23 protein-coding genes are annotated in these 22,808 nt (G+C 68.2%); 9 read left to right on the top strand and 14 right to left on the bottom strand.

The window, feature by feature from the left end; translation table 11 throughout:
• Positions 1–143: 143 nt before the first annotated feature.
• From ASF32_RS10550 to ASF32_RS10525, 6 genes are all read right to left on the bottom strand, one after another.
• Entirely contained in the window at positions 144–404 is a 261-nt protein-coding gene (locus ASF32_RS10550; RefSeq protein WP_244478048.1) for an SH3 domain-containing protein, read from the bottom strand.
• A 28-nt stretch (positions 405–432) separates the two neighbouring features.
• The gene (locus tag ASF32_RS10545; protein WP_056427500.1) at positions 433–1,197 is read right to left on the bottom strand and encodes an SDR family oxidoreductase; all 765 of its coding nucleotides are present in this window, start codon (positions 1,195–1,197) and stop codon (positions 433–435) included.
• A complete protein-coding gene (locus ASF32_RS10540; RefSeq protein ID WP_056427497.1) occupies positions 1,194–2,495 on the bottom strand; it encodes a beta-ketoacyl-ACP synthase in 1,302 nt (433 codons plus the stop codon). Before ASF32_RS10540 ends, ASF32_RS10545 begins: the two co-directional genes overlap by 4 nt.
• A gap of 129 nt (positions 2,496–2,624) precedes the next feature.
• Positions 2,625–3,776: a beta-ketoacyl-ACP synthase gene (locus ASF32_RS10535; RefSeq protein ID WP_056427493.1), complete on the bottom strand. Its 1,152-nt coding sequence runs from the start codon at positions 3,774–3,776 to the stop codon at positions 2,625–2,627.
• Positions 3,773–4,270, bottom strand: coding sequence for a 3-hydroxyacyl-ACP dehydratase FabZ family protein (locus tag ASF32_RS10530; RefSeq protein ID WP_056427490.1), 498 nt, complete (start codon positions 4,268–4,270; stop codon positions 3,773–3,775). The genes ASF32_RS10535 and ASF32_RS10530 overlap by 4 nt, the downstream gene beginning before the upstream one ends.
• Positions 4,271–4,343: 73 nt before the next feature.
• Positions 4,344–4,646, bottom strand: a complete 303-nt coding sequence (locus ASF32_RS10525; protein WP_018044158.1) for an acyl carrier protein — start codon at positions 4,644–4,646, stop codon at positions 4,344–4,346.
• A 373-nt stretch (positions 4,647–5,019) separates the two neighbouring features.
• Between ASF32_RS10525 and ASF32_RS10520 the strand changes: the two genes are divergently transcribed.
• Positions 5,020–6,141 carry an AI-2E family transporter gene (locus ASF32_RS10520; RefSeq protein ID WP_056427720.1) on the top strand — a complete coding sequence of 374 codons (1,122 nt, stop codon included), beginning with the start codon at positions 5,020–5,022 and terminating at the stop codon, positions 6,139–6,141.
• A gap of 150 nt (positions 6,142–6,291) precedes the next feature.
• Here the strand turns inward: ASF32_RS10520 and acnA are convergent, their stop codons facing one another.
• Positions 6,292–8,991 (bottom strand): aconitate hydratase AcnA, encoded by a 2,700-nt coding sequence (gene acnA, locus ASF32_RS10515; protein ID WP_056427487.1) that lies wholly within the window; start codon positions 8,989–8,991, stop codon positions 6,292–6,294.
• Positions 8,992–9,539: 548 nt separating this feature from the next.
• Between acnA and ccmA the strand changes: the two genes are divergently transcribed.
• Positions 9,540–10,196 (top strand): heme ABC exporter ATP-binding protein CcmA, encoded by a 657-nt coding sequence (gene ccmA, locus ASF32_RS10510; protein WP_056427485.1) that lies wholly within the window; start codon positions 9,540–9,542, stop codon positions 10,194–10,196.
• 8 nt (positions 10,197–10,204) lie between these two features.
• The gene (gene ccmB, locus ASF32_RS10505) at positions 10,205–10,861 is read left to right on the top strand and encodes a heme exporter protein CcmB (RefSeq protein WP_056427716.1); all 657 of its coding nucleotides are present in this window, start codon (positions 10,205–10,207) and stop codon (positions 10,859–10,861) included.
• On the opposite strand, the gene ASF32_RS10500 is transcribed toward ccmB, so the two are convergent.
• Entirely contained in the window at positions 10,862–11,473 is a 612-nt protein-coding gene (locus tag ASF32_RS10500) for a heme-binding protein (RefSeq protein WP_056427481.1), read from the bottom strand.
• Positions 11,474–11,482: 9 nt separating this feature from the next.
• Positions 11,483–12,625 (bottom strand): AraC family transcriptional regulator, encoded by a 1,143-nt coding sequence (locus tag ASF32_RS10495; protein ID WP_244483622.1) that lies wholly within the window; start codon positions 12,623–12,625, stop codon positions 11,483–11,485.
• Positions 12,626–12,634: 9 nt separating this feature from the next.
• Between ASF32_RS10495 and ASF32_RS10490 the strand changes: the two genes are divergently transcribed.
• The 4 genes from ASF32_RS10490 (at position 12,635) to ASF32_RS10475 (ending at position 14,780) form a co-directional block, all read left to right on the top strand.
• On the top strand, positions 12,635–13,174 hold the full coding sequence (locus ASF32_RS10490; protein ID WP_244478040.1) for a DUF2380 domain-containing protein: 540 nt from the start codon (positions 12,635–12,637) through the stop codon (positions 13,172–13,174).
• 71 nt (positions 13,175–13,245) lie between these two features.
• Positions 13,246–14,022 (top strand): heme ABC transporter permease, encoded by a 777-nt coding sequence (locus ASF32_RS10485; RefSeq protein WP_056427478.1) that lies wholly within the window; start codon positions 13,246–13,248, stop codon positions 14,020–14,022.
• 3 nt (positions 14,023–14,025) lie between these two features.
• Positions 14,026–14,181: a heme exporter protein CcmD gene (gene ccmD / locus ASF32_RS10480; protein WP_056427475.1), complete on the top strand. Its 156-nt coding sequence runs from the start codon at positions 14,026–14,028 to the stop codon at positions 14,179–14,181.
• The gene (locus ASF32_RS10475) at positions 14,178–14,780 is read left to right on the top strand and encodes a DsbE family thiol:disulfide interchange protein (protein ID WP_056427472.1); all 603 of its coding nucleotides are present in this window, start codon (positions 14,178–14,180) and stop codon (positions 14,778–14,780) included. The genes ccmD and ASF32_RS10475 overlap by 4 nt, the downstream gene beginning before the upstream one ends.
• A gap of 18 nt (positions 14,781–14,798) precedes the next feature.
• Here the strand turns inward: ASF32_RS10475 and ASF32_RS10470 are convergent, their stop codons facing one another.
• On the bottom strand, positions 14,799–15,416 hold the full coding sequence (locus ASF32_RS10470) for a septation protein A (RefSeq protein ID WP_056427707.1): 618 nt from the start codon (positions 15,414–15,416) through the stop codon (positions 14,799–14,801).
• 142 nt (positions 15,417–15,558) lie between these two features.
• Complete coding sequence (gene ftsY, locus ASF32_RS10465; RefSeq protein WP_056427469.1) at positions 15,559–16,950, bottom strand: signal recognition particle-docking protein FtsY; 1,392 nt, start codon at positions 16,948–16,950, stop codon at positions 15,559–15,561.
• A 62-nt stretch (positions 16,951–17,012) separates the two neighbouring features.
• Between ftsY and ASF32_RS10460 the strand changes: the two genes are divergently transcribed.
• Complete coding sequence (locus ASF32_RS10460; protein WP_244478042.1) at positions 17,013–17,717, top strand: RluA family pseudouridine synthase; 705 nt, start codon at positions 17,013–17,015, stop codon at positions 17,715–17,717.
• A 182-nt stretch (positions 17,718–17,899) separates the two neighbouring features.
• Here the strand turns inward: ASF32_RS10460 and mtaB are convergent, their stop codons facing one another.
• Together mtaB and dapF are read right to left on the bottom strand one after the other, a co-directional pair.
• Positions 17,900–19,147: a tRNA (N(6)-L-threonylcarbamoyladenosine(37)-C(2))-methylthiotransferase MtaB gene (mtaB, locus tag ASF32_RS10455; RefSeq protein ID WP_056427463.1), complete on the bottom strand. Its 1,248-nt coding sequence runs from the start codon at positions 19,145–19,147 to the stop codon at positions 17,900–17,902.
• Entirely contained in the window at positions 19,148–20,035 is an 888-nt protein-coding gene (gene dapF / locus ASF32_RS10450; RefSeq protein WP_056427458.1) for a diaminopimelate epimerase, read from the bottom strand. It abuts the gene before it with no gap.
• Positions 20,036–20,278: 243 nt separating this feature from the next.
• On the opposite strand from dapF, the gene ASF32_RS10445 reads away from it, so the two are divergent.
• Complete coding sequence (locus ASF32_RS10445) at positions 20,279–20,983, top strand: GyrI-like domain-containing protein (protein ID WP_056427455.1); 705 nt, start codon at positions 20,279–20,281, stop codon at positions 20,981–20,983.
• A 12-nt stretch (positions 20,984–20,995) separates the two neighbouring features.
• On the opposite strand, the gene ASF32_RS10440 is transcribed toward ASF32_RS10445, so the two are convergent.
• Positions 20,996–22,660, bottom strand: a complete 1,665-nt coding sequence (locus ASF32_RS10440; RefSeq protein WP_056427452.1) for a cyclic peptide export ABC transporter — start codon at positions 22,658–22,660, stop codon at positions 20,996–20,998.
• Between the last annotated feature and the right edge of the window lie 148 nt (positions 22,661–22,808).

The following is a 22,808-nucleotide window of genomic DNA, read 5'->3' as shown; positions in this document are numbered from 1 at the left end:
CCCGCGTGGGCGGGTGTAGAGGGAGGGCTACGGGGCCCGCGTGCCGTCTGGAGTCCTCCTTCGAGGCCTCCACAATGCTCCGGCACCTCAGGATGAGGGAACGGAATGGGTAGGGCGCCTTATCGACTGAAAGTCGGCTCGGCTCAATCCGGCGCGAGGTAGCGTCGCCGCGCCCAGCCGAGGATTGGGCCGGCCTTGACCCGACACCAGGTGAGACCGCTCGGCGTCTCGTTGGTGCAGCCGAAGCCGCGCAGGCGCGCGCCTTCTGGTGCCTGGCCCAGTACGGGCGCGGAAGCATCCGGGGTCTCGCGGATACTCAACGCGTCGCCGCGCGGAAGACCATCGACGCGGAAAGCGCCGGTTTCGGCGATTGCCGGAGCTGCTGTCAGAACCAGCGCGTAGATGAGGCGAAGGCGCAATGGATCGTCCACCTCAAGTCCGATGGATGCCCATCATCGCTGTCAGCCCACCGTCTACCGGCAGAACGGCGCCGGTGATGTAGGCGGCGCCATCTCCCATGAGGAAGGCCACCAGCGCCGCCACTTCCTCCGGCTTGGCGAAGCGTCCGGACGGAATCTGCTTCTCCATGCCGGTGCGGTGCGCGGCATAAGGAGCCATCATGTCAGTGTCGATGAAGCCCGGCGCGATGACGTTGACGGTTACCCCACGCTTGGCAGATTCGATCGCCAGCGTCCGGCAATAGGAGATCAGCGCACCCTTCGTCGCCGCATAAGCGGCATTACCCGGATTGGCCTGGAGGGCCGCCACCGAACCGATGGCGACGATGCGGCCGGAGCGTCCGCGGATCATGCCGCGCACCAGCGCTTTCGCCATGCGGGTCAGCGACCAGAAGTTCACCTGCATCGCCGCCTCGGCTTTGTCCTGCGCCATCATCGCGGCCAGCACGTCGTAAGATTGGCCTGCATTGTGGACCAGCCCGTAGAACGCTTCCCCCTCCTGGGCCTCGCAGAAAGCCTCTAGGGCATCGCGATCGGCGAGGTCGAGAGGGTGGGCGGTGATCGCCCGTTCGGGGTGTGTCTGAACGAGTTCGGCGACAAGTCGCTCCGCCGCCTCGCCCGATGACCGATAGGTGAAAGCGACGTCGTAGCCGGAGGTGACCAGCGCGCGTACGATGGCCGATCCGAGGCCGGAGGCGCCGCCCGTGACGAGGACGCGGCGGGACACTTCGTTCGTCATGCCGGCTCGTCCCCGAGGACGAGGCAGGTATTCTGCCCGCCGAATCCGAAGGAATTGGACAGAACCCGGCTGACCCGTGCGTCGCGTGCGCTCGTTACCACGTCGAGGGAGAGAGCTGGGTCCGGCACAGCGTAATTGATCGTCGGTGGGATGCGGCCATGGGTGACGGTAAGGAGCGAGATCACCGCCTCGATAGCCCCCGCGGCTGTCAGCGTATGACCGATCATCGACTTGTTCGATGAGATCGGCAGGGAGCGGATCCGCTCACCGAATACGGCAGCGCAGCCCAACGCCTCCATCTTATCATTTTCCGGCGTCGACGTGCCGTGGGCGTTGATCGTGTCGATCGAATCCGGCTCGGTGCCAGCATCGTGCAGGGCTGCGCGGATGGCGGCGATGCCGGGCGCCCCGTCCGGGCTCGACCGGGTACGGTGAAAGCCGTCACCCTTCTCGCCGCAACCGAGAACGTAGCCGAGGATCGTCGCGCCGCGTGCACGCGCTGCCTCGGCATTCTCGAGGACCAGGGCGGCGGCCCCCTCCCCCATGACGAAGCCGTCGCGGTTCTTGGAGAACGGCTTCGAGGCCCCCTCCGGCGGATCATTCTGGGTCGAAAGTGCGGAGAGCAGCGAGAATCGGATCAGTGATTCCGGGTTCACCGAACCGTCGGTGCCGATACACAGGGCCGCCTGCATCTCGCCCCGCCGGATCGCCTCGACGCCGAGTTGGATCGCGGTGGCGCCGGATGAGCAGGCGGTGGACAGCGAGATCGGCGATCCTTTGGTGCCGAACCGATCGGCGATGTTGTCGGCCACGGTAGCGAAGATGAAGAGATCGTGCCAGGCGTCGAACCGTCTGCTCGATGCCGCTCGCTGGAGGTCGGAATAGGTGATGTCGCCGTTCTGGCCGGACGCCTGTGCCAGCGACTGGCGCTGCGGCCATTCCATTTCCACCGGCGGTACGGCGATGAACAGCGCGCCGGGGAAATTGCCCTTCGTCCCGATGCCGGATTGGGTGATCGCCTCCTCGGCCGCCTCTTCGGCGAAGCGCTGCGACAGGGCGGGCGCCACGAGCGGGTCGGTATCGAGGAAATCTACCGTGCCGGCGATGCGGGTGCGCAGGCCGTCTGTAGAAAAACGGGCGATGCTGTGGATGCCGGACCGGCCGGCGGTGAGCGCGGTCCAATTGTCGACCTGTCCCTGCCCCAGGGACGTGACGATGCCGAGGCCTGTCACGGCGACCAGCGGCCTGCCATGGCTGTCCCGGAAGTTCCGTGAATCGGGGGGAGAGGAATTCGTCATCGCGCCGTCTTGCTATCGTTCCGACCGAACGGCCTTGAAGATGCCCCGCCCCGAACATTCGGGCCGATCAATCACGGTTGCACCGGTCTTAGCGGAATTTCCGTTCGCTGACAGCCACATCCCTGCCGGTCACGACAGCGCGCTTAACCGGATCACGCCCTCACCACGGCGATGGCCGACGGTGGTGATCGTGATCTCGCGCGCCGTTCCTTCCGAAATGAGTGCGGCGGCGAGTGCCGCCCCCAGCGGCGCCGTAACTTCGAGCGAATGGCCGGTAAGGTCCCCGAGGGCTGTGATGGGGGTTCCGGGCGTCAGTACGTCCAGGGCAGCACGCTCCTCGGCAGTGATCTCTTTGACGCCGGTGGCACCCGAGATCACCAGATCCGGCTTGGAAGCGGCCTCGCCCCACAAGGTGGAGAGGCTACGCCCTACGCTGCCGGCCTCGCGCCGGGGGCGATCGCTTTCCACTGGGAGAAGGCGGGCGAAGATCGTCGCCTCGCGCGCCGCTGCGGTCTCGGCGGCTTCCAGCATGAGGAAAGCGGCGGTACTTCCCAAAATGACGCCGGCCTCGCCTTCACCCTCGCGCTCGAAAACCGGTCGGTAATCGCCCTTCCGCAGGTATCCGCCCATCTCGTGGACGACGAGAACGTCGGGGCGTTCCGCGCTGTAGGAGCCGCCCACCAGCATCGTATCGATCTGGCCCGAAGCGATGCGGCTCTGGGCGTTGCGCAAGGCGTCGACGCCCGAAGCCTCCTCGCCCATGAACGTGCGTGAGGCGCCCGTGACACCATGGACGATGGCGATGTTGCCGGCGAGCAGGTTCGAGAGTTGGGCCAGGAAGAGGGTCGGGCGTAGGTCGTTCTGCAGGTGCTCGTTGAGATAGGCGCCCGGGTCGGCCGCGTCGCGCAGGCCGGTCAGGATCGCACCGTCCACCGCCGTATCACGCTCGCCGCCGCCGCAGGCGACGACGAGATGCATCGCTGCCTTGAAGGCGGCGTCCTGTTTCACTCCAGCCGAGTCGAGGGCAAGCCCGGCCGCGTAGACGCCCAGGCGCTGCCACGCCTCCATCTGCCGCTGGTCGGATTTCTTGGGGATCTGTCCATCGAGCAAGAGCGGCGGGGCCGGATGGACGGGATAGGGCGCAAAGCGCTCCGTATCCGTAGCCTTCGGCCTGCCCGCTGCGAAGGCTTCGAGGTGGGCGGCGATTCCCTCTCCGGCACAGGATACGAGGCCGATGCCGGTGACGACCACGTCGCGCCGGTCCATGCTAGTCTTGCTCATGCCGGAACCGCTCCCCCGGGGGGAGCTCCTGCCGCAACCGCGCGATCCATCAGGCCGATCCGCTGCGCGCGTTCGCGCATGGGAGCATCGAGCCCTGCGGGAAACGGCATGGTTCGGAAGCGCAACTCTGCATCGGCCAGAGGTTTGCCCTCGTGGCTGATGGAAGCCTTGGTCACCGCGTAGCCAGAGCCGTCATGCTCCAGACTCGCCTGCACGACGAGCGTCGCCCCAGGGCCGACGAAGGAGCGGAACCGCGCCTTGTCGACCGCCATCAGGAACGGCATCTGCACGAAGTCGAGATGGGCGAGGAGCAGGTATCCCGAGGCCTGGGCCATGGTCTCCGTGAGGAGCACCCCGGGCACCAGGGGATGACCGGGAAAGTGACCCTCGAAGACCGGGCTCTCCATCGGCACGTGAGCTAGCGCCTCGATCCGGCCGGCGGCCTTGTCGAGACTCGTCACCGTGTCGATCATCTCGAAATATTCGAGGCGCATGGCGTCAAAGGCTCCGCTGGGGACTAGAGGCTCCGCTGGACTCTCAAGGGGTCAGCCCGGCCGGGCTCGCCCTTCAAGCCTTGGCGGCCTTCTCGGCCACCAGCGCGTCGATGCGGGCGCAAAGGTTCTTCAGCACGAAATACTCCTCGGCCGGCACCTTGCCCTCGTTGACCTCCTGGGTCCAACGCTCCAGCGGCAGCTTGATGCCGAAGGCTTTGTCCACCGCGAAGGCGATGTCGAGGAAGGCGAGCGAATCGATGCCAAGATCCTCAATGGCGTGACTCTCGGGCGAGATGGTGTCGCGCGGGATGTCGGCGGTGTCGGCGATGATGTCCGCGACGCGGTCGAACGTAGCGGTTGTCGGCTGGTCAGACATGCGTTCTCGCCGTTTTCTTCTCTGTGGCGCGCCGTGGCAGATCCGGTGTCGGATCCCATGGCGGGCGCGGCCGGTCCGAGGCTGGCGCGTGAACCCGGCGCCCCCCGGGTCGCGCAGCATGCCCCCGAAGCGGCGTCGCGCCGCTTCCGATCGAAGGCGGTCCCTTACACGAGGGGGTGGTGCCGGGCAACCTTGACAGATACTCGGCTCGGGCTCGCGCCTTCGTGCGCCTGCGGGGCGCCCCGGACCATTCCACCCGTCGATGCCTTGACCTACATGCGGACACGCGCCCGTTCGGCGTGGGCCTGTGCTCTACTTCCTGCGCGAAACCATCGAGCGTGAGGCATGCCAGGAGGCGGCAGAGGTGACGAGAATGGAACGACCGACATCTGTCGATGCGGCGGAACTGCCGACGGACCATCGCAGCCGCGCCCAAGGAGGCGCGCGCATCGCCCTGGTCCTGGCGCTGTCCGCCCTCGGCCTGTGGGTGCTCCACCCGTTCCTTCCGGCGCTGGCCTGGGCCGTGATCCTCGCCATCGCGCTCTGGCCGCTCTATGCGAAGGCGGAACGGCGCTGGCCGCCCGGTGGCCACAACATCCTGCTGCCGAGCCTGTTCACCCTGGCGGTAGCGCTGGTCTTCCTCGCGCCCCTGGTGGTCCTCGGGGTACAGGCGGCGCGGGAGGCCCATGACGCGATGGCCTGGGCCAAGTCGGCCGAGCGGAGCGGTATTCCCGTACCGGAATTCCTGTCCCACCTTCCCTACGGTGCGGCCAAGGCCAGCGCATGGTGGAGCGAGACTCTCAGCCACCCGTCCGCCGGGTCCGAGATCCTGCACAAGCTCGACAACTCGACCACGATCGGCCTGACCAAGAGCCTGGGGGCTCAAGTCGTTCGCCGGGTTGTGCTATTCGGCTTCACCCTGCTGACGTTGTTCTTCCTGTTCCGTGACGGGCGAACTGTCATCAGGCAGTCGCTGACGGCGAGCGCCCGCCTGTTTGGCCCGCGCGGCGAGCGGGTGGCCCGCCAGATGGTGGCTTCCGTCCATGGCACCGTCGATGGGCTGGTGCTGGTCGGCCTCGGCGAAGGCGTTCTCCTTGGAGTCGTTTACTATTTTGCGGGCGTTCCGCATCCGGTGTTGCTCGGCGCGCTGACGGCTGTGGCGGCGATGATCCCCTTCGGAGCGCCGCTGGTCTTCGGCATTGCCGCGCTGATCCTGCTCGCCGGCGGTGCTGTGATCCCGGCGGCGGTGGTGGTGGTGGCAGGCTTTGTCGTCACCTTCGTCGCCGACCATTTCGTGAGGCCGGTCCTGATCGGCGGCACCACCCGCCTGCCCTTCCTCTGGGTGCTGCTCGGCATCCTCGGCGGGGTCGAGACGTTCGGTCTGCTCGGGCTTTTCCTCGGCCCGGCGGTGATGGCGGCCCTGGTGCTATTGTGGCGGGAGTTCACAGATGGGGACGCGGCGCAGGCCACATCCATAGGCCCGCGCGGACCGTAATTCGAGCCGCCCGCAACCGCCATAGGACGGCCGAAACGACCGCCATCGGACGGTGTTTCGAGGGATTGCAAAGGCGGCTCAGATTCCGGTGGAATTTCTGGGCCGAAAGGCCCTCCCCTGACCGGGGAGGGCCTTCCTCGCATCGTAGGCTTACGCCGCCAGCGAGCGCAGGACGTAGGGCAGGATTCCGCCGTTGCGGAAATATTCCAGCTCGTCCAGCGTATCGATCCGGCAGGTGAGCGGCACCTCTGTCTTGGTGCCGTCGGCGGAGGTGATCTCGGCGATCATGGTCTGGCGCGGCTTGATGTCGCCCGAGAGGCCGAGAAGGCTGACGGTCTCGTCACCCTTGAGGCCGAGCGACGCCCAGGACGTCTCGCCCTGGAACACCAGCGGCACGATGCCCATGCCCACGAGGTTCGAGCGGTGGATGCGCTCGAAGCTCTCCGCCACCACGGCGCGGACGCCGAGGAGCTTCGTGCCCTTGGCCGCCCAATCTCGCGACGAGCCGGTGCCGTATTCCTTGCCGGCGAAGACGACGAGCGGCGTGCCGGATTCGGCGTATTTCTGGGCGGCGTCGTAGATGTACATGCGCTCGCCCGAGGGCTGGAACAGGGTCCAGCCACCCTCGACCACATTGCCGTTCTCGTCCCGGACCATCTGGTTCTTGATGCGGATGTTGGCGAAGGTGCCGCGCATCATGACCTGATGGTTGCCGCGGCGGGTGCCGTACTGGTTGAAGTCCTGCACCCGGACCTGATGCTCCTGCAGGTAGGCGCCGGCCGGCGAGGCCGCGCGGATGTTGCCCGCCGGAGAGATGTGGTCGGTGGTGATGGAATCCTGGAACAGGCCGAGGATGCGGGCATCGACGATGTCGGTGATCGGCGCCGGCGTCTTGGTCATACCCTCGAAATAGGGCGGGTTCTGCACGTAGGTGGAGGTCGAATCCCACTTGAAGGTCTCGGCCTCGTTGACCTCGACGGCCTTCCAGTAATGGTCGCCGCTGAACACGTCGGCGTAGCGCGACTTGAACAGCGTCGAGGTGATGTTGGCCTCGATGAATTCGGCGACCTCCGCCGTGGAGGGCCAGATGTCGGCGAGATAGACCGGCTGGCCGTCCGAGCCAATGCCCAGCGGCTCGGTGGTGATGTCGATCTGCATCGAGCCGGCGAGCGCGTAGGCGACGACCAGCGGCGGCGAGGCTAGGTAGTTGGCGCGCACGTCGGGGTTCACGCGGCCTTCGAAGTTGCGGTTGCCGGAGAGCACGGCCGCCGCGACCACGTCGTTGTCATTGATCGCCTTCGAGATCGGCGCCGGCAGCGGGCCGGAATTGCCGATGCAGGTGGTGCAGCCGAAGCCGACGAGGTTGAAGCCGAGGGCGTCGAGGGGCGCCTGCAGGCCCGCGCTCTCCAGATACTCGGCGACCACCTGCGAGCCCGGCGCCAGGGAGGTCTTCACCCAGGGCTTGGAACGCAGGCCCTTGGCGACGGCGTTGCGGGCGAGGAGCCCCGCGCCGATCATCACGCTCGGGTTCGAGGTGTTGGTGCAGCTCGTGATCGCGGCGATCACCACGTCGCCATGGCCGATATCGTAATTCGCCCCGTCGACGGGGTAGCGCTTGGCGATGTCGGCGGCTCGTCTGAACTCGGTCTCCATGGACTGGGCGAAGCCCGGCTTGGCGCCGTCCAGCAGCACCCGGTCCTGCGGCCGCTTGGGGCCGGCCAGCGACGGACGCACGTCACCCATGTCGAGGGAGAGGGAATCGGTGAAGACGGGGTCCGGGGTCTGCGCGTCGCGCCACATGCCCTGGGCCTTGGCATAGGCCTCCACGAGGGCGATCCGGTCGTCGGCGCGGCCGGTCACCTTGAGGAAGTCGATGGTCTTCTGGTCGATGGGGAAGAAGCCGCAGGTGGCGCCGTATTCGGGGGCCATGTTGGAGATCGTGGCGCGGTCGGCCACCGCCATGTCGTCGAGGCCGGGGCCGTAGAATTCCACGAACTTGCCGACGACGCCCTTCTTGCGCAGCATCTGCGTCACGGTGAGCACGAGGTCGGTGGCGGTGGTGCCCTCGGGCAGCTTGCCCGACAGTTTGAAGCCGACGACTTCCGGGATCAGCATGGAGAGCGGCTGGCCGAGCATGGCGGCCTCGGCCTCGATGCCGCCCACGCCCCAGCCGAGCACGGCGAGGCCGTTGACCATGGTGGTGTGCGAATCGGTGCCGACGAGGCTGTCGGGATAGGCGAGCTCGGTGCCGTCTTCTGTCTTGGTCCACACCGTTTGCGACAAGAACTCGAGGTTCACCTGGTGGCAGATGCCGGTGCCGGGGGGGACGACGGAGAAGTTGTCGAAGGCCGACTGGCCCCATTTCAGGAAGGTGTAGCGCTCGCCGTTGCGCTCGTATTCCAGCGCCACGTTGTCGGCCAGGGCCTTCGGGGTGCCGAACTCGTCGACGATGACCGAGTGGTCGATGACGAGATCGACCGGGACCAGCGGGTTGATCTTCTGGGGGTCGCCGCCGAGAGCGACCATGGCGTCGCGCATTGCGGCGAGATCCACCACGGCGGGAACGCCGGTGAAGTCCTGCATCAGCACGCGCGAGGGGCGGAAGGCGATCTCGGTCTCGACCTTGCCGAGGTTGCCGAGCCACGCGACGGTGGCGGAGATGTCGTCCTTCTTCACCGAGCGGTCGTCCTCGAACCGCAGCAGGTTCTCGAGGATGACCTTCATCGAGAAGGGCAAAGCCGTCGCATCGGCGAGGCCGGCCTGCTCGGCATGGGGGATCGAGTAGTAGGTATAGGATTTGTCGCCGACGGTGAGGGTCTGGCGGGAGTGAAAGCTGTCGAGTGATGCCACGGCTTGTTTCTTCCTCACGAGCGGTTGTCGAACACGCGCAGGCATGACCTGCGCCACGAAGTCGTGTTCGGCTGGAGCGCTTCTAAAAAAAGCGCGCGCCGCTCCGGGGGTGCCCGGACAGGATGTTGCGCGACGAGCGATTTGGACGCTCGGGACTCGCGCGGCGCAGCCTGCGCCCCGTATAGAACACTTCGAAACTGGCCGCTACGCCCTGCCGTGACACGAGCGCAGGAGTGTCGGGCTTCGCGTGGACGGTAGGGCACATGCGGGTTATGCAGTCCTCGTTCTTCGACGCTCTCCCGCCGAGGCTACTGGATTTACCCCTCTGCTCTTTGAAGGCAGAGCGCGTCCCTCTCCCCCTTGTGGGGAGAGGTTAGGAGTGGGGGTGGTTCCGCCAGCCTCCACATCAGGAGGGTCGCCCGACCACCCCCACCTCCAACTCCTCCCCACAAGGGGGAGGAGAGCTGCGCTCTTCACGAAATGCGTGGATGCCGTAGCCCGCAGAAGGGAGGGGGCATTCGGTATCGACCTCGACAACAGGGATCCCCGTGCGGCTGACCGCTACGAACCTCGCCGCCCGCCGCTCCGGCCGCCGCATCTTCTCGGGTCTGTCCTTCGCGCTCGGCCCCGGCGAGGCCTTGATGGTGACGGGGCGCAACGGGGCGGGAAAATCCACCCTGCTCAGCCTTCTCGCCGGCCGGTTGAAGCCGGATGCCGGCACCATCGCGGTTGCCGACGTGGGCGAGGCGACGCTGGCCGAATGTCTCCACGTGGTCGGCCATCGCGACGGGCTGAAAAGCCCGCTGACGGCGGAGGAGAACCTCACCTTCGCCCGCGACCTCCTCGGCGCGCCCACCGCGAGCCCGGCCGAAGCGCTGAACGAACTCGGCCTCGGCCATGCCCTGCGGTTGCCGGTGGCCTACCTCTCCGCCGGCCAGCGCCGCCGCGTCGCCCTCGCCCGGCTTCTCGTCTGCCGGCGTCCGCTCTGGCTGCTCGACGAGCCGACCGCAGCCCTCGACACCGCCTCTCAGGCCGTGCTCGCCGGATTGATGGCGCGGCACCGGGCCGAGGGCGGCCTCATCGTGGCGGCCACCCACCAGTCCCTCGGCCTGGACGATGCCCGCGAACTGCGCATCGACGAGGCGTTGAAACCCGCACCCGCCCCAGCCAGCGGGAATGCTGCCGATTCGGAGGTGTGGTGGTGATCGGCGTGATGCGCGCTCTCATCGCCCGCGACCTGCAGCTCGCCGCCCGCGTCGGCGGCTCGGGCGCCCTGTCGCTGGTCTTCTTCCTGATGATCGTCGCCCTCGTGCCGTTCGCGCTCGGGCCCGACCTCAATCTTCTCTCGCGGATCGGTCCGGCCATCCTCTGGCTCGCCGCCGTGCTTGCCACCCTGATCGGCCTCGACCGCCTGTTCCAGGCCGACGAGGAGGACGGCTCCCTCGACCTGATGACCGGCGCTCCGGCTCCGATGGAGATGGTGGTGCTCGCCAAGGTGGTCGCGCATTGGCTCACCACCGGCCTGCCGTTGGCCCTGGCTTCGCCGCTCTTCGGGCTGCTCGTCGCCCTCGACGGCACCGCCATGGGCGCCACCGCCCTGACTTTGCTGGTGGGGACGCCGGCCCTGACCTTCATCGGCGCCGTCGGCGCCGCGCTCACCGCGTCGATCCGCCGGGGCGGCCTGATCCTCGCCGTCCTGGTGTTGCCGCTGATGATCCCGACGCTGATCTTCGGCGTTTCCGCGACCGAGGCGGCGTCTGGCGGCACGGTGCCCTTCACCACGCCCCTGCTGATCCTGTCGGCCCTCAGCCTGATCGCGGCGGTGATCGGGACCTTCGCGGCGGCCGCGGCCCTGCGCTGGTCGGAATGATCAGCGCCCCTCGGCGACCGGGACGACGATCTCGTTGCGCCGCAGGAAAGGGATCGCGAAAGGCGGATCGTAGCTCAGGGCGCTCGACGGACCCGTCGTCTCGCGGGCCATCTTCGCCAGGACTTGCCGGAGAACCGCCTCGCGTTTCTCACGGGCTCTCGCATCGAGTGTGCCGGAGAAGCGGAGCGCGGCGAAGGTCGCGGCAGGCAGCCGAGCGATGCGGACCGCCGGGTCGGTTGGGACCGGCGGTCCGGCCTTCGCGATGGCGGCGGGCAGGAAGAAGCGCATGACGCGCAGATCGCCGCCCTGCTCCACCGGCACGGTCATGGCAATCAGGGTGCCCTGTTCCACCGGCACCGTCATCGCGATGCGGTCGTCTCCCCCATTGGCGCCGGTGATGTACCGGAACAGCCGCCGAAACGCTTCCGTATCGCCCGGTCCCGCCATGTCGGTCTCGACCGCGACACGCGGTTCGTAGCGGCGGATTTCGACGTTGCGGGGCAGTTGCTCGACCACCTCGTAGCGCGGCTGCTCGTAGGTGGCACGGATGCCGACCACGGACAGGACCGATTCCGCGAAGGTCAGGGCGTAGTAGAGAGCTTTGTCGAGCATGGCGTCGGCTCAACGCCCCATCGACGGCCGCGTTTCCAATCCGGCCGCCAAACGGCGCCATTCCGTCGGCGGCAGGCCGGTCCAGCCACGGAAGGCGCGGGTGAAATGTGCGGCGTCTGGATAGCCGAGATCGAGGCCGATGCTGCCGATCGGCCGGTCCGTCCGCGAGAGGAGGTGCTTGGCCTCCCTGATCAGGATTTGTGTGAGGCAGGCGCCGTAGCTGGTGCCGTGCGCCTCGAACCGGCGCTGAAGCGAACGCCGCGATAGACCGAGCCGGCGGCAGAGCCAATCGATGGAGGGGCGCCTGTCGAGTAGGCCGAGGCGGAGGAGATGCCCCGTGCAAAGGAGGAAATCGCTGGGGTCCGGAACCCCGGCCATGTCCAGGACCGCCGCTGCCTTGGCCGGTCGCGGGTTCCTCGTCGCGATGAGGTCGGCATCGAAGCTCACGACGGCACCCGGCCCGAGGCGAAGCTCACAGCCAAGCACGGTCTCGATCGCCCCGCGATCCTGCAGCATCGCTCCCGAGAGACCGACCTCGTCGGGCACGAAGCCCGGCCCCAGGAATCGGCGGAGCACATCGAGGATGTAGCCGAGCGCCAGCATTTCGTTCTTCTGCCGCCCGACGGGACTTTTGTCCGTGACGGCGTAGGTCACATGGGCGCGGCCCGCCCTCACCGATACGTCCATCCGGGTCGCGGTCTGCAAATGATCGACGATCAGGGTGGTGCCGAGGGCCAGCGCCTCGCCGAGGGTCGCGGAGGCGCAGACGCGGATCCCGTATGGGCCGAGGCTCGGCACGCCCGCACCCAGTGACAGCCGGGCCGGCAGAGCCGCGTCGCCGACCTCGCGGGCCGCCTCCTCCACGATGCGCAACTGGTCTCGCAACAGGATCAGCCGATCCGGCTCGTCGATCAGGGCCATCGGCATTTCGGCCCTGCCGAACACGCGGGCCACCGAACCGCCGGCGCGCTCAACCGCGTCCGCCACCGGCCCCATCGAGCGTGCCTTGGTCAGACCGATCAGCATCCCGTCGCGCCCCCGGACGAGAAGGTCGCCGAGGTGGCACCGGATGGCAAGAAGGTGTGTTCCCGCCCGGCTATCGAAGAGTCGGACGATCAGGCGCCGATGCAGAGCGCTACCGATCTTGGGCAAGGACACGCCATGCGCACGATACATCGAAGCCGCACCGTCGCGCTCGGCGTCGGGATCGCTCTTCTATTGGGCGCCCTGCCCTGTTCCGCCGATCCCGCTCCGAACCTGGCGATGCTGCCGATCCGGATGCTCGACACGTCCGGCGAGCCGAAGGACCAGACCTCCGAACATGCCGCCCGCCTCGCGGCGATGGCCCAGGGGCTCTCCGCCCGCCTCTCCACCAAGGGCTGCTTTCGCGTGGCCGGTATCGACGCGGAGGCCCTGGCGCGGTCCTGCCCCGGAAACGAGCCGGCCTGCATCCTCGGCGTCGCGCGGGCGAACGGCGCCGGGCTCGCCTTCGTCGGCGTGATCCACAAGAGCAGCACGCTGATCATGCAGATGTTCGCCCGTATCGTGGAGACCGGCGGCGGCGCGACGATCTTCTCGCGGGAACTCAACTTTCGCGGCGACAACGACGAATCCTGGCAGCGCGCGGAAGTCTTCCTCGCGCGCGAGATCGAGGACGACCGGCCCGGTGGGCAAAACGCGACGACGTGCGCGAAGAAATGATCGATGCGGCTGGGACTGCGCGTAACGCCCGCATTGATGCTGCACCGCACCTTGGGCTAGGTCCACGGACCATGTGGACACGTCTTGCCCATCCCGGTCACTTCCTGCGCTGGACCGGCCCCGTGATGCCCTGGCTCGCGGGGCTCTCGGCCGTGCTGCTCGCAATCGGCCTGTACCTCACTTGGTTCGTGGTCCCGCCCGACTACCAGCAGGGCGAGACCGTGCGGATCATGTATATCCACGTGCCGGCGGCCTGGCTCGGCGTGTTCTTCTACGGGTCGATGGCGATCTCGGCGATCGGCACCCTGGTCTGGCGCCACCCCCTCGCGGATGTGGCGCAGCGCGCCGCGGCGCCGATCGGGGCGGCCTTCACCCTGATCTGCCTCGTCACCGGCTCGCTCTGGGGCAAGCCGATGTGGGGCACCTACTGGGTCTGGGACGCGCGCCTGACCTCGATGCTGATCCTGTTCCTGATCTATTGCGGCATCATCGCCCTGTGGCGCACGATCGAGGATCCGAACCGGGCCGCGCGCGCCATCGCGATCCTGACGCTGGTGGGCGCCGTGAACCTGCCGATCATCAAGTTCTCGGTGAACTGGTGGTCGACGCTGCATCAGCCGGCCTCGATCATGCGCATGGGCGGCTCCAGCATCGACCCCTCGATGCTCTACCCCCTGCTCGAGATGATCCTCGCCTTCACCCTGCTGGGGATCACGCTGCATCTCTACGCCATGCGCACGGAGATCCTGCGCCGCCGCGTCAGGGCGCTCACCATCCGGGAGGCCGAGCGCCTGGATGCCGATCCGCGTCCGGCCCGGCCCCTCGGCCAAGCGATCCGGGGAGTCTGAGCGATGGCTTCCCTCGGGCCGCATGCCGGCTTCATTCTCGGCGCCTACGCCTTCACTGCCCTCGTCATCGGCGCCCTGATCTGGCGCTCGCTGAGTGATCATCGGGCGCAGAAACACGCGCTCGCGGCCCTTCAGGGCGATGCGGGGGAGCGCTCGTGAACGCCGCATCCTCGTCGGCGCCGGTGCGCCGATCGCTCCTCGTCATCGCGCCGCTGGTGATTTTCGCGGCGCTGGCCCTGGTCTTCTTCATCCGCCTGCGATCCGGGGCCGACCCGGCCGCGATTCCCTCGGCGCTGATCGGGCGGCCGGTGCCGGCCTTCGCGTTGCCGGCCTTGCCCAACCTCGTCGGCGGCGAAGGCCAGGCCGTTCCCGGTCTTTCCAGCGCCGACCTCAAGGGCCGCGTGACGGTGGTCAATTTCTGGGCGTCGTGGTGTGCCCCGTGCCAGATCGAGCATCCGCAACTGATGCGGCTGGCGCGTGAGCCGGGCGTGAACCTCGTCGGCATCGACTACAAGGACGCGCCGGAGAACGGCCGCCGCTTCCTGTCGCGCAGCGGCGTCCCGTTCCAGGCGGTGGGCATGGATTCCACTGGCCGCACCGGCATCGATTTCGGCGTCTACGGCGTGCCGGAAACCTTCATCATCGGCCCCGACGGCGTGATCCGCGACAAGCTCGTGGGGATCGTCACGGCGGAGAACTATGCGGCGGTGCTGCAGAAGATCCGCGCGGCGGAGACGATGGCCACTGCGAAACCCTGATCCGGCGACGGGCTTTCCCTACACGTCGGGCTTCGCCTCGGCCTTGCGGTCGTAGCGCATGAGAAGCGGGGTCTGCGACAGGGCGAACAGGATGGTCAGAGGCATGATGCCGACCACCTTGAAATTGGCCCAGAAGGCGTATGTCTGCGTCCGCCAGACCACCTCGTTGATGGCGGCCAGGGCGAAGAAGAACAATCCCCAGCGGAAGGTGAGCTTGCGCCAGCCCTCCTCGGTCAGGTCGAAGACCGAGTCGAGCACCACCGACAGCAGGGACTTGCCGAACAGCAAGCCGCCGAGGAGGATGGCGCCGAACAGGGCGTTCACGATCGTCGGCTTGATCACGAAGAAGGTCTTGTCGTGCAGCGCCAGCGCCATGCCGCCGAAGACCAGGACGACGATGCCGGAGACCAGCGGCATGATCGGCAGCCGCCGCAGCAGCGCGAAGTGGATGGCCAAGGCCACCACCGTCGCCACCACGAACACCCCGATGGCCAGGAAGGTGCTGCTGTCCTCGCTCAGGCCGAACCGCGTGCCGAACGAGTTCAGCAGGAAGAACAGCACCAGCGGCCCCATTTCCAGGGCGAGCTTCGGCACCGGTTCGAGATGGCGGCGCGGCGGCACGGATTCGATGGGCAGGGTCATGATCGTGAGCGGCTCGTGGTTCGGCACGCCCGGACGCAGAGCGGCGCCGGGCGGGACGCCGGATGTAGGACAGTCGCCCCGGCTTTCCTAGCGCAAGCGCTTTTCGCGCAGGTCTCCGGTGCGCCTGTCTATGAATTTAGTCCTTGTCCAACCCCGCGATGGCCCGCGCGAAGTCGCGTGCGGCGAAGGGTTCGAGATCCTCGACGCCTTCTCCGACGCCGATGAAATGCACCGGCAGGCCGAACTTCGCGGCGAGCGCCACGAGGATGCCGCCCCGCGCCGTACCGTCGAGCTTGGTCATGACGAGGCCGGTGACGTTGGCCGCCTTCGAGAACAGCTCGACCTGGCTCAGGGCGTTCTGGCCCACGGTGGCATCGAGGACGAGGAGCACCGCATGGGGCGCCTCGGCGTCGATCTTGCGGATGACCCGCAGGATCTTCTCCAGCTCCGCCATCAGCCCCGTCTTGTTCTGGAGCCGGCCGGCCGTATCGATCAGGAGCACGTCGGTGCCTTCGGTCCTGGCCCGCTGGAAGGCCTCGAATGCGAGGCCTGCGGCATCCGCCCCTTGCGCCCCCGCCACCACCGGAACCCCGGTGCGCGTACCCCAGACCTTGAGCTGCTCGATGGCCGCGGCGCGGAACGTGTCGCCCGCCGCGAGCATCAGGCTGTGCCCCTCCCCCTTCAGCTTCAGGGCGAGCTTGCCGATGGTGGTGGTCTTGCCCGCGCCGTTGACGCCGATCATCAGGATCACGAACGGCTTCTTCGTCGTGTCGATGCTGAGGGGAATGGCGACGGGGGTCAGCGCCCGCTCCACCTCGGCGGCGAGGATGGCCCGGACCTCGTCCGGAGAGATCCCCTTCTCGTAGCGGCCCTTGCCCACGGCCTCCGAGATTCGCATGGCGGTGTCGATGCCGAAATCGGCCTGGATCAGGGCGTCTTCCAGCTCCTCCAGCGTGTCCGCGTCGAGCTTGCGCTTGGTGAAGAGGCCGGTCACCCGCTCGGACAGGGCCGAGGAGGTGCGCTTCATGCCCCCCGTGAGACGGCTCCACCAGCCGCGCTTTTCGGCGACCGGTTCCGGGTCGGAGACCGGCTCGGGCGTGGGGGCCGGGACCGGGGCGGGCTCCGGCGCGAAGGCGACCGTCGTGGTGTCGGCCTGCTCCGCGCCGCGTGCCGGATCGTCGCCCGCCGTACCGGCCGGCGGGCGCTCATCCGCGCCCGCGATGGGCTGCAGGTCCGCCCCCTCGATCTCGTCGGGGATCGTGTTCTTGTCCGGGTCGGCGGGCGCGGGCTCGCTGGGGGGCAGCGGGATCGCCGAGATGTCGTCCGCGCCTGTGGCGAAGTCGGGCTGGCCTTCCGATGCCGAGGCGGGGGACGCGATGGGAGGCGATGCCGGTTCGATGGCCGTTTCAGGTTTCGGCTCGGGCTTGGGATCCGGCGGCTGGACCGGCACCGGCTCGGGCGGCCAGGCCTCCTCCTTCTTCCCGAACATCCGCCGCAGCAACCAGCCGGGCCTCTTGTCTTCGCTCATTCCCACTTGCTCCCCCGACCCCGCATCAGTAGCGCAGGGCGATGTCTTCAGCCGATGTTCCCGTGGATCAGCCCATAACAGACATAGGCGCGCGCCTCCTCTACCGCGATGCCCTTGTCCTCGTCATCGACAAGCCGGCGGGCCTGCCCGTCCATCCCGGCCCCAAGGGCGGCGAGACGCTGACCGACCATCTCGATGCCTTGCGCTTCGGCCTGCCGCGCCGGCCCGAGGCGGCCCATCGGCTCGACCGCGACACCTCGGGCTGCCTGGCGCTCGGTCGCCACGCCAAGGCCCTGGCCCGTCTCAACAAGCTGTTCGCCGCGAGCGGCACGGTGGGTAAGACCTACTGGGCCATCGTTGAGGGCGGTCCCGCCGAGGACGAGGGCCGCATCGATCTGCCCCTCGCCCGCCGCTCGGACGACCCGCGCTCGTGGTGGATGAAGACGGACCCGGCCGGAGACCCCTCGCTGACCACATGGCTCGTCCTCGGCCGTTCGCCGGACCGGAGCCTCGCCTGGCTGGCCCTCAGCCCGGTCACCGGCCGCACGCACCAGCTGCGCGTCCATTGCGCCGCCATGGGCTGGCCCATCCTCGGCGATCCGATCTACGGTACCGCCCCGCGCTCGGGCGGGCCGGGGCTCCAGCTCCACGCCCGCGCGCTGACCCTGCCGCTCTACCCCAAGAAGCCGCCGATCGTGGTCGAGGCGCCTGCGCCGGGGCACATGCGGGAGCGGATGGAGATGTGTGGGTACGAGGCCGACGAGTAAGGCGCGAGTCCCTCCTCCCCCTTGTGGGGAGGAGTTGGAGGTGGGGGTGGTTGGGTGACCCTCAGCTTGCGGAGGCAAGCGGAACCACCCCCACTCCTAACCTCTCCCCACAAGGGGGAGAGGGACGCGCTCTGCCTGATAAAGCAGTTGGGTGGATCTCCTCGCTCGCAGAGGGGAAAGGATCACTCCGCCCCGATCAGCACCCGGCCATCGTGCCCCGCGATCGTCACGTCGCGGAGCTCGCTCGGAGGCGTGTCCGCCGCCAGCCGGACCGGCGTGAACCCTTCCGTACGCGCCATTCCGCCACGCTCGGTGAGTACCTGGTGCCTCCGGCCGACCTCCCCCGCGAGATGCGCCGTCAACGCCGCCGCTCCCGCGTCCCGGAGACGGGCGGCGCGCTCGCGGATCACGTCTCCGGCGACGGGCGGCATGCGCGCGGCCGGCGTGCCGGGGCGCGGTGAATAGGGAAACACGTGGAGATGCGTCAGCCCGCATTCCGCCACGAGATCGAGGGAGCGGGTGAACTGCTCCTCGGTCTCTGTGGGAAAGCCGGCGATGAGGTCGGCCCCGAAGACGGCATTCGGGCGAAGACGCCGCACGGCCTCACAGAACCGGATCGCATCGTCGCGGCCGTGCCGGCGCTTCATGCGCTTGAGGATCAAGTCGTCGCCGGCCTGCAGCGAAAGGTGGAAATGCGGCATCAGCCGGTTCTCGCCGGCAATCGCCTCCCAGAGAGCCGCGTCGGCCTCAATGGAATCGATGGAGGACAGGCGCAGGCGCGCGAGATCCGGCACGTGGCGCAGGATCGCCTGGACCAGCCGTCCCAGGCTGGATGACGGCGACAAATCCCGGCCATAGGCGGTGAGGTCGACGCCGGTGAGCACGACTTCGCGCCCGCCATGGTCGACGATGCGGCGGACCTGATCGACCGCGTCATCCAGCGTGACGGAGCGGGAATTCCCCCGGCCGAAGGGGATGATGCAGAAGGTGCAGCGATGGTCGCAGCCGTTCTGCACCGGCACGAAGGCGCGGGTACGGCCGGCGACCGAGGCGATCCGCGTCGGTGCGGCTTCCCGCGCGGCCATGATGTCGTCGATCTCGAGACGCGGTCTGACATGCGTGGCGGGCAGCCAGGTCTCGGCCCTGGTCTTGGCGTCGTTGCCGACGATGCGCGCCACTTCCGGCATCGCCGAATAGGCATCCGTCTCCACCTGAGCGCCGCAGCCGGTGACGACGATCTCGGCCCCCGGCCGCTCGCGGGCGAGCTTGCGGATCGCCTTGCGGGCCTGGCGTCCGGCCTCCGTCGTGACGGCGCAGGTATTGACGAGGACGAGGTCCGCCCCCGTCCCGGCCGCCTCGGCATGGCGGCGCATCACCTCGGATTCCACAATGTTGAGGCGGCAGCCGAAGGTCAGGGTCTCCACCGCCACTCAGTCCACCCGCGTGAAGAGTTCGGGGGACAGGAAATCCTCCCATTCGAGGGCCACGGGGCCGGTCATCAGCACGTGGTCGTCGGCGCGCCATTCGATGACGAGGTCGCCGCCGGGCAGGCTCGCGGTGGCGTGGCGCCCGAGCATGCGCAGGCGCGAGGCCGCCACCAGGGTGGCGCAGGCGGCGGTGCCGCAGGCGAGCGTCAACCCGGCGCCGCGCTCCCAGACCCGGAGCTTCATCGTGTCGGGCCCCGTCACCTGCGCCACGGAGATGTTGGCGCGCTCGGGAAAGATCGGGTGGTTCTCGAGCATCGGGCCGATGCGGCCGAGATCGTAGCCGTCGGGATCGCGCTCGACGAAGAACACCGCGTGGGGGTTGCCCATATTCACCACGCCCGGCGAATGCAGCACGGGCGCGTCGATCGGGCCGATCTGGAGCTCGATCCGCCGCGTGTCGGGGAACGGCTCGGCCAGCGGGATCTCGTCCCACTTGAGGCGGGGGCGGCCCATATCGACCGTGAAGGAGGTGTGCGCCACGCGCTTCACCTCGACGAGCCCCGCCTTGGTCTCCAGGGTGAGGCGGCCGTTCTCAGCCGGGCGCGCCATGGCCGGGTCGTCCAGCATGGCGTAGGCGACGCAGCGGGTGCCGTTGCCGCAGGCGCCGGATTCCGACCCGTCGGTATTGTAGATCCGCATGAAGCCGTCCGTGCCGGGGCTGCGCGGATCGTGGATGACCATGAGCTGATCGAAGCCGGAGCGCGGGTGGCCGGCGATGGCGCGGGCCTCCTCGGCACGCACGACCAGCTCCGTGCCGCGCAGGTCCAGCACCACGATGGCGTTGCCCGCCCCGTGCATCTTCAGGAACCGACGGTTCTCGAGCCTCGTCATGATCGTCTTCGGTTTCGTTGTCTGAACGGGGCATCCCGCGTGCGAGGCCCCCGCATATAGGACAAAGCGCCGGGCCGCGCACGCGGGGTCCGCTCGGGGGAGCGTTGCACAAGGGACGCGCCCGTCACGTTCCTGCGTTCGGGGCGGGTTGGCGTCTCGCAGGCGGGCGGCTTCCTCCCTATTTTAAGGCTTCGCGATTCAGCCGTACGATTCGTCGCGGCGTGCGATCTCCGGAGCGTTGCCTTGACCCGTCATCGTCTATTGCCGCTCGTCAGCCTCGCCGCCGCTTTGGCCGTCTCCTCCGCGCTCGCGCAGCAGCCGTCCTCGCCCGCGACCTCCTCTCCCCTGCCGACCACGACGGCGCCCGATCCGGTCAATCCCGACGCGCCGTCGCGTCCGGTGCCGACCCAGGCGCTCCCCGCCGCCCCGGTCCTCACGCCGGGACCGTCGCGCCCGACCCTGGTGGAGACCCCCGGCGACGCCAACGACGTGGACGAGGTCTCCCTGCCTCCCAAACCCGCCGCGATCCTGGCGGGGCGGGCGAGTTGGGAGGAGGCGGTGCCGGCCCTGAAGGCCGCCTTCGTGAAGATCGAGGAGGCGCTGGCCAAGGACGGGATCACCCCCACCGGGCGGCCGATCGCGGTCTTCGCCAAGACCGACGATGACGGATTCCAGTTCGAGGCGATGATCCCCATCGCCTCCATGCCGGACCCGAAGCCCGCCGAGACCGGCGGCCTGCGCTTCGGCACGACCCCCAGCGGCAAGGCCCTGCGCTTCCCGCACAAGGGCTCCTACGACGAGATCGACGGCACCTACGAGACCCTCACCGCCTATCTCGACGCCAAGGACGTGGTGGTCCAGGACCGCTTCATCGAGGAATACGTCACCGACCTGAACGACAAGTCGGACGAGAAGCTCGACGTGAACATCTACGCCCTGCCGAAATAGGCGGAGTCTCGCTCACGCGGTCGCTTCCGTTCGGGGAGCTTCCAGGATCGCGCCGTTGTTCAGGTGGATCACCCGGTCGGCCGCATCGAAGTAGCGGTCGTCATGGCTGATGACGATCAGGGTCCGGCCCTCACGCTTCAGGTCCGGCAGGAGCCGTGTGTAGAACAGGCGGCGGAAGGTGGGGTCCTGCTCCGCCGCCCACTCGTCGAGGACGAGGACCGGCCGCCCTTCGAGATAGGCCTGAACCAGGGCCAGGCGCTTGCGCTGCCCGGCCGAGAGATCGACGGTGGAGAAGGCCCCGTCCCGGATCGTCACCTTGTGGGCGAGGTCCAGGGTCTCGAGATAGGCATCCGCCGCCGCCGGATCCGCCCCGGCGGGCAGGACGAGATCGTCGAACAGGTAGTAATCGAAGAACACCGCCGAGAAATGCTGGCGGTAGGCGTCCCGCGTCTCGTCCGTCACCGGCGCCCCGTCGAGGAACAGGGTGCCGGTCTGTGGCGGATACAGGCCGAGGATCAGCTTGATCAGGGTGGTCTTGCCCGAGCCGTTCTCGCCGACGATGAACAGGATCTCCCCCCGCCGCACGGTGAGGTCGATGGGGCCGAGGGTGAAGCCCGGCTTGCCCTCGACGGCCGGGAAAGCGTGGCTGACGCCGCGAAGCTCGATGTCACTGATCGCACGGGGCGTCCGTGTTTCCACCGACGCGAGCAGGTTCGGCTCCGAGACGGTGCGTCCGGCCGAGAATTCGGCGATGCGCTGGTAGGCGATCCGGGCCCTGCCGATCTCGGGCAGGATGGCGAGGATATAGGTGACCGGCAGCTCGATATAGAGCAGCACGAGGACGAAGCCGGAGAGGACGGCGTTGTCGATCCCCAGAGTCGCCTTGTAGGTCACGATGGCCGCGATCGTGGCGAACAGGGCCAGCTTCTTCGTCAGGTAGGAGAATTCGAGGAGCGTATGGGTCCTGAATTCGTTGCGGCGGAGCTCCTCGATGGAGGAGGTCAGGGCCCCGTCCCTCAACCGCATCCGGCGCTGCCGGTTGAGCCGCAATTCCCGGCTGCCTTCGGTCAGGCTCTGGAAATGCTTCTGCATCGTGTCGGCGAGGGAGCGGCGCGTGCGGTAGCCGACCATGGCGCGGCGGCGCAGGATGTTCTCGACATAGCTGCCGAGGCCGAAGACCAGCAGGGTGATGGCGAGGAGCGGGGCTGACAAGGTGAGCATGTAGACGAGGCATCCGGCGGTGACGCCGCTCTGGATGATGAGCCCCGACAGCATCGCCACCGTCGTCGACAGCGTGCCGGCATCCGTGTTGAGCGAAGCGAGGACCTTGTGGCGGCCGATCTGCTCGATGCGGTCGATGGGCGCCGTGAGGATCATGTCGGCGAGATCGCGGCTGAGGCCGGCGCTGATGCGTCCGCTCGCCAGGGCGCTGCCGAGCCCGGAGAGAAGGGACCCGCCCACGCCGAGAAGGACGAGGCCGAGGAAGACGGGAATGAAAGTCTCGGAAAGACCGCCATCCGCATGGATGGCCGTGTTGACCTTGGCCAGAACCGTCGCCGTGGCGAGGCCGCTCAGCGCCCCGATCGCCGAGGACACGGCCACGAGCGGCCAGATCGGACGCAGCAGGCGCATCGCGTCCTTGCCGAGCCCGCTCAGACGATTGTCCGGTCCCGCCATTCATCCCTCCGGCTCGGCCCCGTCGTTGGGCCGCTGGAGAGGCGGATACGTCAGGAACGGGATGCGCCAAAATTCGAAACACGCAGGGCGTGTCTGCGGACGGGCCTGCTTGTCGTCGCGGTGGGGATGTGGAGAATAGCGACATCCC

Source organism: Methylobacterium sp. Leaf91, assembly GCF_001422815.1.
Lineage (GTDB): Bacteria > Pseudomonadota > Alphaproteobacteria > Rhizobiales > Beijerinckiaceae > Methylobacterium.
This window is presented reverse-complemented; position numbering and strand designations above follow the sequence as displayed.

What these genes read in the sequence shown, in the direction of transcription:
- ASF32_RS10545 (WP_056427500.1), bottom strand. Translation starts at nt 1,197, where the DNA reads ATGACGAACGAAGTGTCCCGCCGCGTCCTCGTCACGGGCGGCGCCTCC.
- ASF32_RS10540 (WP_056427497.1), bottom strand. Translation starts at nt 2,495, where the DNA reads ATGACGAATTCCTCTCCCCCCGATTCACGGAACTTCCGGGACAGCCAT.
- ASF32_RS10535 (WP_056427493.1), bottom strand. Translation starts at nt 3,776, where the DNA reads ATGAGCAAGACTAGCATGGACCGGCGCGACGTGGTCGTCACCGGCATC.
- ASF32_RS10530 (WP_056427490.1), bottom strand. Translation starts at nt 4,270, where the DNA reads ATGCGCCTCGAATATTTCGAGATGATCGACACGGTGACGAGTCTCGAC.
- ASF32_RS10525 (WP_018044158.1), bottom strand. Translation starts at nt 4,646, where the DNA reads ATGTCTGACCAGCCGACAACCGCTACGTTCGACCGCGTCGCGGACATC.
- ASF32_RS10520 (WP_056427720.1), top strand. Translation starts at nt 5,020, where the DNA reads ATGGAACGACCGACATCTGTCGATGCGGCGGAACTGCCGACGGACCAT.
- ccmB (WP_056427716.1), top strand. Translation starts at nt 10,205, where the DNA reads ATGCGCGCTCTCATCGCCCGCGACCTGCAGCTCGCCGCCCGCGTCGGC.
- ASF32_RS10500 (WP_056427481.1), bottom strand. Translation starts at nt 11,473, where the DNA reads ATGCTCGACAAAGCTCTCTACTACGCCCTGACCTTCGCGGAATCGGTC.
- ASF32_RS10490 (WP_244478040.1), top strand. Translation starts at nt 12,635, where the DNA reads ATGCGCACGATACATCGAAGCCGCACCGTCGCGCTCGGCGTCGGGATC.
- ASF32_RS10485 (WP_056427478.1), top strand. Translation starts at nt 13,246, where the DNA reads ATGTGGACACGTCTTGCCCATCCCGGTCACTTCCTGCGCTGGACCGGC.
- ccmD (WP_056427475.1), top strand. Translation starts at nt 14,026, where the DNA reads ATGGCTTCCCTCGGGCCGCATGCCGGCTTCATTCTCGGCGCCTACGCC.
- ftsY (WP_056427469.1), bottom strand. Translation starts at nt 16,950, where the DNA reads ATGAGCGAAGACAAGAGGCCCGGCTGGTTGCTGCGGCGGATGTTCGGG.
- dapF (WP_056427458.1), bottom strand. Translation starts at nt 20,035, where the DNA reads ATGACGAGGCTCGAGAACCGTCGGTTCCTGAAGATGCACGGGGCGGGC.
- ASF32_RS10440 (WP_056427452.1), bottom strand. Translation starts at nt 22,660, where the DNA reads ATGGCGGGACCGGACAATCGTCTGAGCGGGCTCGGCAAGGACGCGATG.